The sequence below is a fragment of the Azospirillum sp. UENF 111221 genome, assembly GCF_058780625.1.
The window spans coordinates 2,608,900-2,625,136 of the sequence record NZ_JBSNCH010000005.1; the positions used below are offsets into that span (position 1 = coordinate 2,608,900).

General features: G+C 68.4%; 10 protein-coding genes and 1 pseudogene. 5 read left to right on the forward strand and 6 right to left on the reverse strand.

What is annotated here, in order from left to right; genetic code table 11:
* Window positions 1-76: 76 nt before the first annotated feature.
* The 3 genes and pseudogenes from ACWPN3_RS27195 to ileS form a co-directional block, all read right to left on the reverse strand.
* A complete protein-coding gene (locus ACWPN3_RS27195; RefSeq protein ID WP_109445330.1) occupies window positions 77-667 on the reverse strand; it encodes a DUF3035 domain-containing protein in 591 nt (196 codons plus the stop codon).
* Between the two features lie 107 nt (window positions 668-774).
* Window positions 775-1,278, reverse strand: coding sequence for a signal peptidase II (lspA, locus tag ACWPN3_RS27200; protein ID WP_109452580.1), 504 nt, complete (start codon window positions 1,276-1,278; stop codon window positions 775-777).
* A 207-nt stretch (window positions 1,279-1,485) separates the two neighbouring features.
* Window positions 1,486-4,330 (reverse strand): annotated as a pseudogene (gene ileS, locus ACWPN3_RS27205) (isoleucine--tRNA ligase).
* 377 nt (window positions 4,331-4,707) lie between these two features.
* On the opposite strand from ileS, the gene ACWPN3_RS27210 reads away from it, so the two are divergent.
* The 4 genes from ACWPN3_RS27210 (at window position 4,708) to ACWPN3_RS27225 (ending at window position 9,949) form a co-directional block, all read left to right on the forward strand.
* Entirely contained in the window at window positions 4,708-5,685 is a 978-nt protein-coding gene (locus ACWPN3_RS27210) for a glycosyltransferase family 10 domain-containing protein (protein WP_492240113.1), read from the forward strand.
* A 31-nt stretch (window positions 5,686-5,716) separates the two neighbouring features.
* Entirely contained in the window at window positions 5,717-6,439 is a 723-nt protein-coding gene (locus ACWPN3_RS27215; RefSeq protein ID WP_492240114.1) for a hypothetical protein, read from the forward strand.
* A gap of 67 nt (window positions 6,440-6,506) precedes the next feature.
* On the forward strand, window positions 6,507-9,155 hold the full coding sequence (locus tag ACWPN3_RS27220) for a tetratricopeptide repeat protein (protein WP_492240115.1): 2,649 nt from the start codon (window positions 6,507-6,509) through the stop codon (window positions 9,153-9,155).
* The gene (locus ACWPN3_RS27225) at window positions 9,152-9,949 is read left to right on the forward strand and encodes a galactosyltransferase-related protein (protein ID WP_492240116.1); all 798 of its coding nucleotides are present in this window, start codon (window positions 9,152-9,154) and stop codon (window positions 9,947-9,949) included. Before ACWPN3_RS27220 ends, ACWPN3_RS27225 begins: the two co-directional genes overlap by 4 nt.
* Before the next feature lie 44 nt (window positions 9,950-9,993).
* Here the strand turns inward: ACWPN3_RS27225 and ACWPN3_RS27230 are convergent, their stop codons facing one another.
* The 3 genes from ACWPN3_RS27230 to ACWPN3_RS27240 all read right to left on the reverse strand — a co-directional run bounded on the left by ACWPN3_RS27230 (window position 9,994) and on the right by ACWPN3_RS27240 (window position 14,317).
* Window positions 9,994-10,677, reverse strand: a complete 684-nt coding sequence (locus ACWPN3_RS27230) for an orotate phosphoribosyltransferase (protein ID WP_014247028.1) — start codon at window positions 10,675-10,677, stop codon at window positions 9,994-9,996.
* Window positions 10,678-10,802: 125 nt separating this feature from the next.
* Window positions 10,803-12,479 carry a methyl-accepting chemotaxis protein gene (locus ACWPN3_RS27235; protein ID WP_492261846.1) on the reverse strand — a complete coding sequence of 559 codons (1,677 nt, stop codon included), beginning with the start codon at window positions 12,477-12,479 and terminating at the stop codon, window positions 10,803-10,805.
* A 131-nt stretch (window positions 12,480-12,610) separates the two neighbouring features.
* Window positions 12,611-14,317, reverse strand: coding sequence for a methyl-accepting chemotaxis protein (locus ACWPN3_RS27240; protein ID WP_492261847.1), 1,707 nt, complete (start codon window positions 14,315-14,317; stop codon window positions 12,611-12,613).
* A gap of 216 nt (window positions 14,318-14,533) precedes the next feature.
* On the opposite strand from ACWPN3_RS27240, the gene ACWPN3_RS27245 reads away from it, so the two are divergent.
* A complete protein-coding gene (locus tag ACWPN3_RS27245) occupies window positions 14,534-16,183 on the forward strand; it encodes a S10 family peptidase (RefSeq protein WP_492240119.1) in 1,650 nt (549 codons plus the stop codon).
* Window positions 16,184-16,237 lie beyond the last annotated feature (54 nt).

The window sequence follows — 16,237 nt, forward strand, 5'->3', positions numbered from 1 at the left end:
CCCTTCGCTGGGAAGGACGCCCCCGGAAACTGGTGTGATGTCGCGTCTTGGACAAGACCGGAGGAACGGGCCGGGCTTAGAACAGGCCTTCCAGCGGCGCCTTGCGCTTGCGCTCGATCGTCGGGGTGGCGGCGCCGTCCAGCGCCTTGCCCTGGGCCTGGGCCTCACGCAGGCGCTGCTGCTCCTTGCCCGGGTCGACGACGGAGAAGGGCTGCTGCTGGGTCTGCCAGAACAGGAGCGAATCGATCCAGCTCTTGTCGGCGACGATCAGCTGGGTGGTTTCCTGATCGACCTTGGCGCGGATGTTCGGGTCGATGCCGTCGCGGGCCGAAGCCTGGGCGACCAGCGACTTCTCGCCCGCCGTCGCGCCGGCCGCAGCCTTGGCGCCGCGCGAGGAGCCGCCGAACACGGCGCCGGCGGCCATCTGGGTCGGGGTGCTGTCCTGCGGACGGGCGGCACCCGGACGCGGCTTCGGCAGGTCCTGCATGCTGGGCGGCAGGGTCAGCGGAGCGCGGGAAACGACGGAGAATTCGTCGGGGCTCTGGCGGTCGAGACCGATGGACCGGCGCACATCCGAGCAGCCGGCGAGCGTCAACGCCGCAAGCGCCAGCCCGATGAGCGGGAGCCGAGTCCGGGGGAAGGAGAGGGCGGAGGAGATGCTGGTCACGTTCGGAGGATCCCGTCGTCTGTCACGTCGTAGCGACCCGGCCCGAAGGTCGAGGCCGCTTGGGTCAGCGCTCGCCGGTGGTTATAGCGCCACCGGCGACGGAACTCTTACGACTTTTCGCGGCCCGCGAACAGTCCGTCGATCAGCAGCAGCACGACGCCGACGCTGATTCCGCTGTCGGCGACGTTGAAGGCCCAGAAATGCCAGCCGCCGACATGGAAATCGAGGAAATCGACCACCGCCCCGTGCAGCATCCGGTCGGCCACGTTGCCGACCGCCCCGCCGATGATGAAGCCCAGCGCCAGGGCGATCAGGCGTCGTTCCGCCTGCCGCAGCCAGAAGACCAGGCAGACGGCGATCACCGCCGCGATGGCGCTCAGGATGTAGGGCATCAGCGCCCCGCCGCTGGCGAAGGTGCCGAAGCTGACGCCGTAGTTCCACACCAGCACGAGGTTGAAGAAGGGGGTCACCTCGATGACATGCGGCACCGGCTGCATGACCTGCTCGAGGATCCACCACTTGCTGCCCTGGTCGAGGACCACCACCAGGACGGCGACGATCAGCCCGAACAGCCAGTAGGACCGGGATTGGTTGGCGACGAAGGCGTTCATGCGGCCATACATCCTTCCTCTCCCCTCCGGGGAGAGAGTCGGGGGGAGGGGGAGGCGCGGCGAGGAGCGTCCGGCAGGCGGACCCCCCTCACCCTAACCCTCTCCCCGCTTTCGGCGGACCGGAGGTCCGCTTGTCGCGTCAGCGCAAACGAAGTTTGCGCGAGAGCGGGGGGAGAGGGGATAGAGCCGCGATTGTGACGACGTTCCTCATGCCACCGCGTCGGAGCAGCGGATGCAGAGCGTCGGATGGTCGTGGACCGTGCCGACCTCCTCCAACACCTTCCAGCAGCGTTCGCACTTTTCACCTTCGGCCAGAGCCGGGGCGACGGCGATGCCGGGGACGTCGGGCAGGGTGAAGGCCCCCTCCGGCGCCGCGGCGTCCGTCACCTCGATGGCCGAGGTGATGCAGACGTCCTGGAAATCGACATCGGCCAGCAGGGCCTTGGTCGCGGCGTCAACGAAGACCGTCGGATCGGCCTGGAGGGACGAGCCGATGGTCTTGTTGGCGCGCTCAAGCTCCAGGGCGCCGGTGACGACGCGGCGGACGGTGCGCACCGCCTCCCACTTGGCGGCCAGATCGTCGTTGCGCCATTCCGCCGGCACCTCCGGGAAGCCGCGCAGATGCACGCTCTCGTCGGTCCAGCCCGATCCCTCCGTCAAGCCGGCCGGCCGGGCCAGCCACGCCTCTTCCGCGGTGAAGCAGAGGATGGGCGCGAGCCAGGCGGTCAGGTTGGAGAACAGATGCTCCATCACCGTCCGCACCGACCGGCGGCGCACCGAATCGACCGGATCGCAATAGAGGCTGTCCTTGCGGACGTCGAAATAGAAGGCCGACAGCTCCACCGCACAGAAGTTGTGCAGGGCGACGAACAGGGCGTGGAAGTCGTAGGCCTCGACCTTCTCGCGGACCAGCGTGTCCAGCTCCGACAGGCGGTGCAGGACCCAGCGCTCCAGCTCCGGCATCTCGGCGGCGTCGATCCGCTCGGCCGGGCTGTAGTCGGCCAGCGCGCCCAGCAGGTAGCGCAGCGTGTTGCGCAGGCGGCGGTATAGGTCTGCCTGGGTCTTGATGATCTCCTTGCCGATGCGGAAGATCCTCCGAATAGTCGGAGTTGATGATCCACAGGCGCAGGATGTCGGCGCCATACTGGTCGCAGACCTCCTGCGGGGCCACCACGTTGCCCAGCGACTTGGACATCTTGCGGCCCTGCTCGTCGAGCACGAAGCCGTGGGTCAGCACCGCGTTGTAGGGCGCCCGGCCGCGGGTTCCGCAGCTTTCCAGCAGCGAGGAGTGGAACCAGCCGCGATGCTGGTCGGAGCCCTCCAGATAGAGGTCGGCCGGCCAGGCCAGCTCCTCCAGCCGCTGTTCCAGCACGAAGGCGTGCGAGGATCCCGACTCGAACCAGACGTCGACGATGTCCCGGACCTGCTCGAACTCGTCGGCGGAATAGCTGTTGCCGAGGAAGTCCTGCGGGTCGCGGGCGAACCAGGCGTCGGCGCCCTCCTGCTGGAAGATGTCGGCGATGCGGGCGAACACCGCCTCGTCGCGCAGGATCTCGCCGGTCGACTTGCGGACGAACAGCGCGATCGGCACGCCCCAGGCGCGCTGGCGGCTGATGCACCAGTCAGGCCGGCTCTCGATCATCGAGCGGATGCGGTTCTCGCCCTGCGACGGGACCCAGCGGGTGTCGGAGATCGCCTGCAGCGCCACCTTGCGCAGGTCGTTCGTCTCCATCGAGATGAACCATTGCGGCGTGGTGCGGAAGATCAGCGGCGCCTTGGAGCGCCAGCTGTGCGGATAGCTGTGCTTGATGCGGTTGCTGGCCAGCAGCGACCCGGCTTCCTCGAACGCCTCCAGCACCGCCTTGTTGGCCGGGCCGGTCTTGCCCTGGTCGGTGTAGACGGCCAGCCCGGCGAACAGCGGCACATGGGCGTAGTAGCGCCCGTCCTCGCCCACCGTCTGCGGCACCTCGATGCCGTTGGCCTGGCCCAGGCGGAAGTCGTCCTCGCCATGGCCGGGGGCGATGTGGACGAAGCCCGAACCGGCGTCGGTCGTCACGAAGTCGCCGGCCAGCAGCGGCACCTTGAAGTCGTAGCCCTTGCCGTTCAGCGGGTGGCGGCAATAGGTGCCGGCGAGCCGTGAGCCGGGGAAGCGGTGCAACTGCTTCCACTCGGTGATGCCGGTCTCCTTCAGCACGCTTTCGGCAAGCGCGGTGGCGAGCACGAGGCGCTCGCCGACCACGGCCTTGCTGCCCTCGGCGACCGCCGTGACCTTGAAGGTCGCGTATTCGATCTCGTCGCCATAGGCGATGGCGCGGTTGCCCGGCAGGGTCCAGGGGGTGGTCGTCCAGATGACGATGCTGGCCTCGTCCACCTCCGGCGCCGACGATCCCCAGACGGGGAAGCGGGCGAAGACGGTGGTGGATGTGTGGTCGTGGTATTCGACCTCGGCATCGGCCAGCGCGGTCTTCTCGACCACCGACCACATCACCGGCTTGAAGCCCTTGTACAGGCTGCCGTTCACCGCGAACTTGTGGATCTCGCGGACGATCTGCGCCTCGGCCGGGAAGGTCATGGTGGCGTAGGGCTGCTTCCAGTCGCCCTCCACGCCCAGGCGGCGGAACTCGGCGGCCTGGATGCCGACCCATTCCTCGGCGAACTGGCGGCATTCGGCGCGGAACTGGATGAGTGGCACGTCATCCTTGTTCTTGCCGGCCTTGCGGTACTTCTCCTCGATCTTCCACTCGATGGGCAGGCCGTGGCAGTCCCACCCGGGGACATAGTCGGCGTCGAAGCCCTGCATCTGGCGGAAGCGGACGATGACGTCCTTCAGGATCTTGTTGACGGCGTGGCCGATGTGGATGTTGCCGTTGGCATAGGGCGGGCCGTCATGCAGCACGAACTTCTTGCGGCCCTTGGCGCCGGCGCGCAGCTTGCCGAACAGGTCCATCTCGGCCCAGCGCTTCAGCAGCTCGGGCTCCTTGGTCGGCAGGCCGCCGCGCATGGGGAAGTCGGTGCGGGGCAGGAAGACGGTCGATTTGTAATCGCGGGTCATATCGGATCCCTGGGGGAAAGCATCACCGTCGGGCGGCGATGAGGCCACCCGGAACACAGCAGGTCTCTATCCCGGCCCTCCTCAGAGAGCCGGGCCGGTAATTCGCGCGCGATGCGCAGGAGCGCGCATCATCATCGGGATCCGCAAGGAGACGTCCATGGCGCCGGATATTAGCGGCGCGGGCCGTGCGGTCAAGGACCGCTCACATGCGCCGTGTGCAACCGCGAACCGGCTTCGCCGGGCGGAAGTCCCCTCGGCATCGCCTTCCGAAATTACCGCTGGCAACCCGGCGGCGGCAAAATTACGGTGTGTCCGCCGAGCTTGTCCGCGGCGCGGGCCGCTCGCGGCACTCAAGAACGCGCGGGAGCGTCTTCGGCATGATCGACCAGCGGACCGGCGTCTTCCTGTCGGAGTTCCTCGACACCCGCAACAGGGATCCGGCGGTTCTGGACCGCTTCCTTCTGCAGGGGCCGGACGGCGGACGACGGGGTGCCAAGCCGAACCTGAAGGTCGCCTTCTTCGATTTCTGGCCCGAGTTCGATCCATCGGCGAACTTCTTCGTCGAAATCCTGTCCGCCCGCTTCCAGGTGTCCGTGGTCGAGAACGACAGCGACCTCGCCATCGTCTCGGTGTTCGGCACCGGTCCCCGGGAGATACGGACGGCCCGGTCGATGTTCTTCACCGGGGAGAATGTGCGGCCGCCGCTCGACGGCATCGACATGTCGGTGTCGTTCGACCGCATCGACGATCCCCGGCATTTCCGCCTGCCGCTTTACGTCGTGCATGCCTACGACCATCTGCGCGAAGGGGCGGCGCCGTATTTCTGCCAGCCCGTGCTGCCGCCCGTGCCGCCGACGCGGGAGGACGCCGCAGAGCGGAAATTCTGCGCCTTCCTCTACAAGAACCCCAACTGCGCCCGCCGCAACGACTTCTTCCACATGCTCGGCGCCCGGCGCCATGTCGACTCGGTGGGCTGGCTGCTGAACAACACCGGCAGCGTGGTGAAGATGGGGTGGCTGCCGAAGATCCGGGTGTTCTCCCGCTACCGCTTCGCCTTCGCCTTCGAGAACGCAAGCCATCCCGGCTATCTGACCGAGAAGATCCTGGACGCTTTCCAGGCCGGAGCGGTGCCGCTCTATTGGGGCGATCCCGGCGTCCTGCGCGATGTCGCGGCCGGCAGCTTCATCGACGTGTCGCGATACTCCTCCGACGAGGAGGCCATCGACGCCATCCTGGCCATCGACGACGATTACGGCGCCTACCGCCGCTACCGCAGCACGCCGCCTTTCCTCGGCACGGAGGATTTCCACTTCGATGCCTACCGTCTGGCCGAATGGATCGAAAGCCGTCTTTGACTGTGGCTTTGACTGTGGGGGAGGTGGACCGATGAGACGGGTGCTGTTGAATTATGCCGACGGGGCCTTCACGACGGCGCAGAAATACAATGGCAGGACCGGCCTGGAGACCGGCGGTTTCGACGGCGTCGCGATGATGGGGCGCCAGCGCATCGATGCCGCTTTCGCCTCGCGGAACCGGCATGTGCTGGACCAGCCGCGCGGGGCCGGCTATTGGCTGTGGAAGCCCTACTTCATCGACCGCTTGCTGCGCGAGGATCTGAAGGACGGCGACATCCTGTTCTACAGCGACAGCGGCGCCCATTTCGTCCACAGCGTCGATCCGTTGATCGACATTTGCCGGCAGCGGCGCGATCTGCCGATCCTGCTGTTCACGCTGGGCGATGACCACCGCAACGGTGCCTGGACCAAGCGCGACTGTTTCCACTTCATGGGGCTGGACCGGCCCGATGTCGTCGAGGCGCCGCAGATCATGGGCAGTTTCATCCTGTGCGAACGCGGGCCTGAAACCATGGATTTCGTCGCGCAATGGCTGCGGCTTTGCCAGGATGCCCGGCTGATCACCGACGCGCCCAACGAATGCGGCCTGCCGAACTATCCGGAGTTCCGCGACCACCGCCACGACCAGAGCATCCTCAGCCTGCTCGGCCGCCGCCATCGCGTGAGAACCATTCCCGACATCTCGCAATGGGGGGACGGGAGCCGTCCGGCCGGGATTCCCCGTATCATGGAACACACGCGCTGGCGCGACTAGGGCCGGTTGTGGCAGACAGAAGCCCGGTCCATTCCCGTCAACCGCCAGCGGCGATCGGCAGAAGCGCATGACCAGTTTTGCCCGTGCCGTGGCGGCGGAAAACGCCGGCAGGCTGGAGGAGGCCAGGGCCGGCTATCTCGACGCCCTGCGGACCGAGCCGCAGAACCCGGCGGTTCTGCACCGGCTGGGGGTGGTGGAGTTGCGGCTGGGCAACCCGCGCGACGCGGTGAGCCTGTTCCAGAAGTCACTGGCCATCGCCAAGGACCTGGAGGTCTATCTCGATTTCGGAGCGGCCATGGCCGGCATGGCCCGCTGGGATGCGGCGGCGACGGTCTATGCCGCCGCTCTGCGGGTCGCCCCGGCATCGGCCGATGCCCATTACGGTCTGGCGATGGCCCTGCACCGGCAGGGGCGCCCGCAGGATGCCGAGCCCCATTACCGCGAGGTGCTGGCGAGCTTTTCCCATCTGGGAGAGGTCCACAACAACCTCGGCGTCGCCCTTCAGGACCTCGGCCGCTTCGCGGAGGCCGCCGCCGCGCATCGCGAGGCGGCGCGGATCGATCCCGCCGATGCGGCGTCCTGGTCCAAGCTGGGCGTGGCCCTCCATGCCATCGGACAGGGAGCCGAGGCGGAAGCGGCCTTCCGCAAGGCGCTTGGCCTTGCGCCGCAGGATGCCGACTGCTGGCACAACCTGAGCGGCCTGCTCGACGCCGGCGGGCGCCCGGCGGAGGCGCTTGCCGCCGGCCGTCTTGCGGTTGCGCTCGATCCGGGGAGCGCCCGCAACTGGCTGGCCCTGGGCAATGCCGCCGGTGCCGCGCGGCGCCTGGAGGAGGCATGGCGCGCCACCTCGGCCGCGGCCCGGCTGGAGCCGTCGAACCCGGCGGCTCGCAACAATGTCGCCAGTGCCTTGCAGGAACTCGGGCGCTGGCACGACGCGGTGGCCGAATACCGTGCGGCGCTGGCGCTGCAACCGGACTTTCCGGTGGCCGAGATCAATCTGGCCCAGGCCCTGTCGGGACTGCGCGAGGCGGACGGGGCGCTTGCGGTCCTGCGGGCCCTGCTGGCCAGGCAGCCGGCGAACGGCGAGGCCTGGCGGCGGTTGGGCAGTGTGTTGGCGGAGGCCGTCAGACCCGATGCCGCGGTTGCCGTTCTGCGCAAGGCGGTGGCGCTGGCCCCCGGCGAGCCGGATGCCCTGGCCGATCTGGCGATGGCCGCCGCGATGGCCGGCTGGAGCATGCAGTCGGCGGATGCCTGCCGGCGGGTCCTCCGGCTGGTTCCCGGCCACGCCGCTGCCCTCGGCCAGCTCGTGCATCAGCAGAGGCTACTGTGCGACTGGCGCGATCTGGACGGGCTTGAGGCGGAGCTTCTGCGGCAGGTGCGCGCCGGGGCGGAGGGGGTGTCGCCTTTCGACGTCCTGTCCTGCGCCTCGACCCTCGCCGACCAGCAGTCCGCCGCGGCCCGCTGGGCGGTGGCGAAGGCCCGCGGCGCCGGGACCGTCATCCGGCCGGCGGTGACGACGGTGGCGATGGCGGCCGCAGGCGATGGGCGGTTGCGGATCGGCTATCTGTCGTCGGATTTCCGTGAGCATGCCATGGGCCACCTGATGGTCGATGCGCTGGAAAGCCATGACCGGTCCCGCTTCGCCGTCACCGCCTATTCGACCGGCCTCGACGACGGCAGCGCGCTGCGCCAGCGGTTCCAACGCGGGATCGAGCGCTTCGTCGACCTGCGCCGCCACACCGACGCCGATGCGGCGCGGACAATCGCGGCGGACGGCATCGACATCCTGGTCGATCTGACCGGCTTCACCTCCTTCTCGCGCACCTCGATCCTGGCGGCCCGTCCCGCCCCGGTGCAGGTCAATTGGCTGGGCTATCCCGGAACGCTGGGGGCGGGCTACGTCGACTACATCGTCGCCGATTCCAAGGTGATCGCGCCGGGCGAGGACGGCTTCTTCAGCGAGCGGGTGGTGCGGCTGCCGGATTGCTATCAGCCCAACGACCGCCGGCGCGCCATCGCCGAGGCCACGCCGACGCGCCGGGACTGCGGCTTGCCCGAGGAGGGTTTCGTCTTCTGCTGCTTCAACAGCGCCTACAAGCTGACGCCCGCTTTGTTCGACGGCTGGGCGCGCATCCTGGCGGCGGTGCCGGGCAGCGTGCTGTGGCTCTATGCCGGCGATCCCCAGGTGGCGGTCAACCTGCGCCGCGAGGGCAAGGCCCGCGGTCTCGATCCCCATCGGCTCGTCTTCGCCCAACCCCTGCCGCACGCGGAGCATCTGGCGCGGCACCGGCTGGCCGACCTGTTCCTCGACACGCTTCCCTACAACGCCCACACGACGGCCAGCGACGCTCTGTGGGCGGGCCTGCCGGTGCTGACCCGGCGCGGGACGACCTTCGCCGGGCGCGTGGCGGCCAGCCTGCTGCGGGCGGCCGGATTGCCCGAACTGATCGTCGACGGGCAGGAGGCCTACGAGGCGGAGGCGGTGGCGCTCGCCCGGTCGCCCGGACGGCTCCGCGACCTGCGGCAGCGGCTGGCACTCAACCGGCCGGTCTGCCCGCTGTTCGACACGCCGCGCTTCACCCGGCATCTGGAGGCGGCCTACCGGGCGATGTGGGACATTCACCGGGCCGGCGGTGCGCCGCGCCCGATCACCGTCACGGCTGAGGACGCCGGCGGTCCGGCATCCGCCATAGAGGGAAGAGGGGAGAGCGCATGACCACCGGCGAGAGCACAGGAGCGCGGCTGCACATCGTCGTCCCCTACCGGGATCGCGCAGACCATCTCCGCCAGTTCGTTCCCTGGGTGAGCGCTTATTTCGACCGTCTGGCGCAGCCGATCGATTATCGCGTCACCGTCGTGGAGCAGGAGGCCGGGCTTCCCTTCAACCGTGGGGCGCTGAAGAATGCCGGCTTCCTGCTGGGCGAAGGGCAGAGCGACTATGTCTGCCTGCACGACGTCGATTACCTGCCGGTCGATGCCGATTATTCCTGGGCCGACTGTCCCACACCGATCCTATGGTACGGGGCGGAGCTGCGCCCGGTGGCGCCGGGACGCTCGGACCGCACGGTGACGACGAACCTCGAAAGCACGATGGGCGGCGCGCTGTTGATGCCGAACGCGGCGATGCGGCAGATCGACGGCTATTCCAACCTCTTTTGGGGCTGGGGATACGAGGATTTCGACTTTTCGCTGCGCATCCGGGCGCGCCGCATCCCAACCGGCCGGCGCAAGGGGCGTTTCCAGCCGCTCGACCATGCCAATGACGGCTTCACACCGGAGGCGGCGCCATCCCCCATTTCCCTGGTGAACCGCCGCGTTTTTCAGGGGCTTTGGTCTTCCGGCAAGATCCCGGCCGGCGACGGTTTGTCCTCGCTGTCCTTCGAGGTGCTGGACCGCAGGTCTTGCGATGGGTGTGTCGAAGGTGCGCAGGACCGTTGGGAGATCGTCCGGGTTCGCTTCGCCCATGCCCCGACGCCGGAACAGGCGGCGGCGGCCGGCACCCAGGCCTGACAACCGCGGGGGACGGCGGCTGCTCCACCGCCCCCCGTCTTGCGTCACATGCTCGACTTGCCGCCGTGGGCGGACGACCAGCCGACCGGATCGTTCAGGAACTTCTCGACTTCCGACAGGGTGTTCTCGTCGAAATAGCGGTTGTCGCGGGCGACCTTCAGCACGTCCCACCAAGTGCACAGCGCGTGCAGGCGCACGCCGATGGCGTCCATGTTGACCTTCGACTGCGGGAAGATGCCGTAGTGGAAGATCACGAAGGTGTCGGTCACCTGGGCGCCGCCGTTGCGCAGCGCGGTGACGAAGTTCTCCTTGCTCTTGCCGTCGGTCGCCAGATCCTCGACCAGCAGGACGCGCTGCCCCTCGGTCAGCAAACCTTCGATCTGGGCGTTGCGGCCGAAGCCCTTCGGCTTCTTGCGCACATACTGCATCGGCAGTTCCAGCCGGTCGGCGATCCAGGCGGCGAAGGGGATGCCGGCGGTCTCGCCGCCCGCCACCGCGTCGATTGCCTCATAGCCGATCTCGCGCTCGATGGTGGCGACGGCGAAATCCATCAGCGCCTTGCGGGCGCGCGGGAAGGAGACGATGCGGCGGCAGTCGGTGTAGACCGGGCTGGCCCAACCCGAGGTGAAGATGAAGGGCGTCTCGGCGTTGAAGTGCAGCGCCTTGATCTCCAGCAGGATCTTGGCCGCGGTGGCGGCGATGGTGGCCTGATCGGGCAGGGTCGACATGGAAGAAGGGCTCCGGAAAACGGGATGGCATCGCGCGGATGCCCATTGTGTAGCGGGGGAGGGCGCGATTCGCAATTCCCGACCATCCTTCCCCGCTCATCCCGTCAGGAACTCGGCATTTGCTGTCAGGCTGTCCGCACGGTGCGGGTGTAGGTGTCGACATCCGTCCGCAGCTGCTGCATCTCCCGCCGCAGCTTGGCCGCGGCCCCGGCCAGTTCGCCGGCGGTGCGGTCGGTCCGCACAATGACATCGTGGACGTCGCCCAGCATGCCGGACATCGCCGTCACCGCGCCCGACCCGTCCTTCATCGCCCGCAGGATACCCTCCGCCGCGTCCGATTGGCGCGACACCGCATCCGCGATGGCCGCCCCGCTGTCCCGGGCCGCATCCACCGTGCGGGAAACCCCGTCCATGGCATGGACCGCTTCGTCCACGATGGTCTGGATGCCGGCGATCTGGCTTTGGATGTCATCGGTCGCACGCGCGGTCTGGCCTGCCAGGCTCTTGACCTCGCTGGCGACCACGGCGAAGCCCTTGCCGGCCTCCCCGGCGCGCGCCGCCTCGATGGTGGCGTTCAATGCCAGCAGGTTGGTTCGGCTGGCAATCGAATTGATCAGGCCGACCACTTCGCCGATCCGCCGCGACGCCTCGGCCAGTTCGCGGATGCGGCCCGCGGCTTCATCGGTCCGCTGGACGGCGTCGGCTGTCATCCGGGCGGCCTTCCCGCTGTGACGGCCCACCTCGTCGATGAGGGCTCCCAACCCATCGGCGCCGGCGGCGGCGTCGCTCACGATGCGGCTCGCAGCGTCCGCATGCCCGCGCACATGTCCGACCTCGTCCGCCGCGCGGCCTGCGTCCTCCGACATCGTGCCGGCGGTGGATTGAAGCTGTTCGCTGGTGGTGCCCAGCCCGCTCAGGATGATCTCGGTCTGATGGGTGAAGCGTTGCGTGGCGTCGTTCAGGGCGGCAAGTTTGCGCTGCTCCTCGTCCCGCCGCGTCTCCTCCTCGGCCCGGCGGCGGTCGAGATCGCTTGCCTGGCTTTGCATCAGCATCACGGCCGCGGTCACCCGGCCGATGGCATCGTCCACCGGATGCTTCAAGGCAATATCGCGTCGCCCGCGCCCGATCTCGGCGATTCCGTCCGCGGCGCGGTCGAGCGGCCGGACGATCGAGCGGCCGATCACAAGCGCCATCAGGGCCGATCCGCCGATGGCCAGTGCGGTCACCACGCCGATCAGCACATAGGCGTAGGCCGTGATGCTGGCCGAATCGCCGTTGCTCGCCTGGTTTTCCGCCCGGATCAAGGTGGACAGGGCTTCGTTGCGCTCCTCCAGCCGATGGAAACGCTCCAGAAAGCCGGCAAGCCCGTCCTTCGCCTTCGCCCTGTCGCGGAGCGCCACCGCGATCAGCCCCTCCGCCGCCCGGATGTACTCCTCCATCTCGGGCAGCAGTTCATCCAGCCCCCTGCCGATGGCGGGGCTGAGGGCAAGGTGCCGGTTGGCGCTCAACGCTTCGCGAAACGTGTCGGCATGGTCCTTGAGATCCTTTCGGACCTCGTCCCGCTCTGCTTCCGCGCCGTCCGGGCCGGTCAGAAGAGCGGCAAGCACGTCCGCACGCAGGGCGTCGTGCATCATGTCGCCCGCCTGATGGTTCGACAGGGCTTCTCCCGTGATCAGAACCTGACGGTTCGCCCCATCGACGACGGAGAGCGCCGAGACGGCGACACCCCCCACGACCAGCAATGCCAAGGCGAAGGACAAAGGCAGCAGAGACAATTTCCGGGACAGGGTCAGGACGGACATCTGCACAACCCTTCATTGGTACGCAAAATGGGATTGACGCATCATCCGTGCAGGATAGGCAATTTTATATGCTGATTCCTATAGGGGTTTTTCGGGGTGTTGCGCGAACGCCCGGCCGTTCGCGCATTTCGTCAGACCTTGCCCCGCACGCTTCCCAGGAACCGGTCCACCTGGGTGTGCAGCAGTTCCGCCTGCTTCGACAGCTCCCCGGACGAGGAGAGCAGGCGCGATGCGCCGCTGCCGGTTTCGGAGGCCGCCTGGAGCACACCGCCGATCGAGGACGAGACCTCGTTGGTGCCGGCCGCCGCCTGCTGGACGTTGCGGGCGATCTCCATGGTGGCGGCGTTCTGTCCGTCGACCGCCTGGGCGATGGTGCCGACGATGACGTTCACCTCGCCGATGGTGGCGGCGATGCTCTGGATCGCCTCCACCGCGTCGGCGGTGGCCGTCTGGATCTCGGCGATCTGCTGCGAAATGTCGCCGGTCGCCTTGGCGGTCTGGTTGGCGAGGCTCTTCACCTCGCTGGCGACGACGGCGAAGCCCTTGCCCGCCTCACCCGCCCGTGCCGCCTCGATGGTGGCGTTGAGTGCCAGCAGGTTCGTTTGCCCGGCGATGGAGTTGATGAGGTTCACCACGTCGCCGATCTGGTTGGCCTTGGACGACAGGCCGTCGACGATGCGGTTGGTGCCGTCGGCCTGGTCGGCGGCCTGCTTGGCCTTGCGGCTGCTTTCGCCGATCTGGCGGCCGATCTCGGAGATGGAGGCGGCCAGTTCCTCCGCGGCGGCGGCCACGGTCTGGACGTTGACCGATGCCTGCTCCGATGCGGCGGCGACGGTGGTCGCCTGGGTCTCGGTATGGTCGGCGGTGGTCGCCAGCGACTTCGCCAGCGCCCGCACCTCGGTCGAGGAGGAGGCGACGCTGTCGACCACGCCCTTCACCTCGTTCTCGAACCGGTCGGCCAGTGCGGCCATCTCGGCGCGCTTGCGCTCCTCGGCGGCATGTTCCGCCTCGGCCTGGCGGCGGCGGAAGGCATCGGCCTCCACCGCGTTGGCCTTGAACACCTCGACCGCACCGGTGATCTGCCCGATCTCGTCCTTGGAATCCGATGCCGGGACGGTGACGGTCAGATCGCCGCGCGCCAGCGTCAGCATGGCGTTGGTCAGGCGCCGCAGCGGACGCAGGGCGGCGACCGTCCACAGGCCGAAGGCACCGGCCATCAGCAGGGCGGCGCCGCACAGCGACAGCATCAGCGTTCGGAAGCCCTTGGCGACATCGCGGGCACGCGCGGCGATGGTCTGGTTCTTGCGCTCCTGCAGGTCGATGAAGGCGTTGATGCGCTTCAGCCATTCGGTGAAGGCCGGGCGGGCATCCTGCATCAGCCCCTTCTGCGCGGCGGCCATGTCGTTCGCCTTGCGGGCGGCGATGACGGCCTTGATCGCCGGCAGGCTCTTCGCCTCGATCTCCTTGATGCCGGTCAGCAACTGCCGTTCCTCCGGCTCGATGTCGGCCATTGCGGCGAACATGGCGTCGAGCGGCTTGGCGGACTCCTCGTAATAGGCTGCCAGCCGGTCGATGTCGGCCAGCACCAGCGACAGGATCGCCGGGTCGGTGGTCAGCACCACGTCGCGCAGGGCGATGGCCCGGTCGTGGACACTGCCGCGGAAGTTGATGGCATAGCGCTGCTTGACGCTGTTGACCTCGTTGATCCGAGTGAGGTCGGCGTCGATTTTCCGCACCTCGCGGACCCCGATGACGGTCAGACTGATCAGAAGGACAAGAACCACGCCGAAGCCGAGAAACAAACGTGTGCGAATCGTGGCGTGCCGTGGAAGAAACATATCGGCGCATCCCGTCAGAGTTGGCCCGCATGGGCAATAATCAGACCTTACCCCAAAAATCGTTACCTTTTTGGGTTACTCAACATGTGCTTTTAAGCCTGCCCGGCAAGGTGGCCGGCGCAAGCCTGCGCAAAAATGTGCGGGTTGCGGATCGAAGCCGCCGCCGCAATATGCGAGGCCCGGAGACCGATCCGGGAAACCGCCCTGGATTTGCCGATGCTGCCCCTGCTCCTGCCCCTGGCCACGTCCCTGCCCACGTCCCGCCGCAACCGCAGCCTGTCGCGTCTGCTGGCGATGGCCCTGCTCCCGGCCCTGCTGTTTCCGGCGCCGGCGTTCGCAGCCGATGCGGATGGGGGCGCCCAGCAGGACCGGCCGGAGCACGCCGGATCGACGGCTGCCAAGTCAGAAGGGGGCAAGTCAGAAGCCGCAAAGGCCGATGCTGTGAAAACGGACGACCTCCGGGGGTTCGATTCGCAGCGCAGCGTGACCAGCCACAGCCTGCCGCTGCCGGGCGGTGCGTTGGCCTACACCGCGACGGCGGAGTTCCTGCCGCTGCGCGACGGCGCCAGGGAGGAGCTGGCGGCGCGCATCTTCACGGTGACCTACACCGCCGATCTTAAGACGCCGGCCGCCGGTCCGCGCCCGGTCACCTTCGTCTTCAACGGCGGGCCGGGGGCGGCGTCGGCCTACATGCATCTGGGTGCCGCCGGTCCGAAGGTGGTCGCCTTCGGTCCGGACGGGGCTCTGCCGCCGCCGCCGGCCCCGCTGGTCGACAATCCCGACAGCTGGCTGGCCTTCACCGATCTGGTCTTCATCGATCCGGTCGGCACCGGATACAGCCGCGCGGTGAAGCCCGACGAGACGGAAAAGCGCTTCTGGTCGGTGGACGGCGATGCGCGGTCGATGGCCGAGATCGTCCGGCTCTGGCTGACCCGGAACGGCCGCTGGTCGTCGCCGACCTTCCTGGCGGGGGAGAGCTACGGCGGTTTCCGCATCGCGAAGATGGCGGACGAGCTGATCGATCAGGTCGGGCTCGCGGTGAACGGGCTCATCCTGGTTTCCCCCGTCGTCGATTTCGCCGCCATCGACGAGGACGGCATCCTCGGCCCGGCCTGGAAGCTGCCGTCGATGGCGGCCTCCGCCGCCGCGCTCGGCCGCACCTCCGGCACGCCCGAACAGGCGGCGGAGGCGGCGGAGCGCTTCGCCCTCGGTCCCTATCTCACCGGGCTGGCCGGTCTCGACTACGGACGGCTCGATGCGGCGCAGGATGTCTTCGCCGAGGTGGCGCGCATCACCGGCCTGCCGGTGGAGACGGTGCGGCGCCAGCGCGGGCGCGTGCCGATGGGTGTCTTCACCCGTGAGCTTCTGCGCGACCGCGGCCGCATCCTCAGCATCTATGACGGCACCTTCACCGCTCCCGATCCCGATCCGGGTGCGCCGCGCGTGCCGTTCGATCCCTTCCTGAAGGGCACGGTGCCGACCTATACCACGGCTTTCGCCGCCTATGCCCACGATGCGCTGGCGGTGGGGACGGAGCAGCCCTACCGGCTGCTCAGCGACCGGGTGAACCGGAACTGGGAGTGGCCGCGCATGTCGGTGCCGAGCGCGGTGGACGCGCTGCAAACCGCACTCACCCTCCAGCCGGCGTTGCGGGTGCTGATCGTCCATGGCCGCACCGACCTGATCACGCCCTACATGGCCTCGCGCTGGGTGGCGTCGAGGCTGGAACTGCCGGAAGGTGAACGCGGCCGGGTCGCGGTGACGGTGCATCCCGGCGGCCACATGATGTACACGCGGGGCGAGGGCCGCGCCGCGCTGGCGGCCGATGCCCGTGCGCTGATCGCGGAGAGCCTGCGCCCGCGGTGACCGGCGCCTGCCGGAGTTGGAAAGCCCGGAAACGGAAAGGGGCGCCCCGGCGGG

What these genes read in the sequence shown, in the direction of transcription:
- lspA (WP_109452580.1), bottom strand. Translation starts at nt 1,278, where the DNA reads ATGAACGCCTTCGTCGCCAACCAATCCCGGTCCTACTGGCTGTTCGGG.
- ACWPN3_RS27210 (WP_492240113.1), top strand. Translation starts at nt 4,708, where the DNA reads ATGATCGACCAGCGGACCGGCGTCTTCCTGTCGGAGTTCCTCGACACC.
- ACWPN3_RS27215 (WP_492240114.1), top strand. Translation starts at nt 5,717, where the DNA reads ATGAGACGGGTGCTGTTGAATTATGCCGACGGGGCCTTCACGACGGCG.
- ACWPN3_RS27220 (WP_492240115.1), top strand. Translation starts at nt 6,507, where the DNA reads ATGACCAGTTTTGCCCGTGCCGTGGCGGCGGAAAACGCCGGCAGGCTG.
- ACWPN3_RS27225 (WP_492240116.1), top strand. Translation starts at nt 9,152, where the DNA reads ATGACCACCGGCGAGAGCACAGGAGCGCGGCTGCACATCGTCGTCCCC.
- ACWPN3_RS27230 (WP_014247028.1), bottom strand. Translation starts at nt 10,677, where the DNA reads ATGTCGACCCTGCCCGATCAGGCCACCATCGCCGCCACCGCGGCCAAG.
- ACWPN3_RS27235 (WP_492261846.1), bottom strand. Translation starts at nt 12,479, where the DNA reads ATGTCCGTCCTGACCCTGTCCCGGAAATTGTCTCTGCTGCCTTTGTCC.
- ACWPN3_RS27240 (WP_492261847.1), bottom strand. Translation starts at nt 14,317, where the DNA reads ATGTTTCTTCCACGGCACGCCACGATTCGCACACGTTTGTTTCTCGGC.
- ACWPN3_RS27245 (WP_492240119.1), top strand. Translation starts at nt 14,534, where the DNA reads ATGCTGCCCCTGCTCCTGCCCCTGGCCACGTCCCTGCCCACGTCCCGC.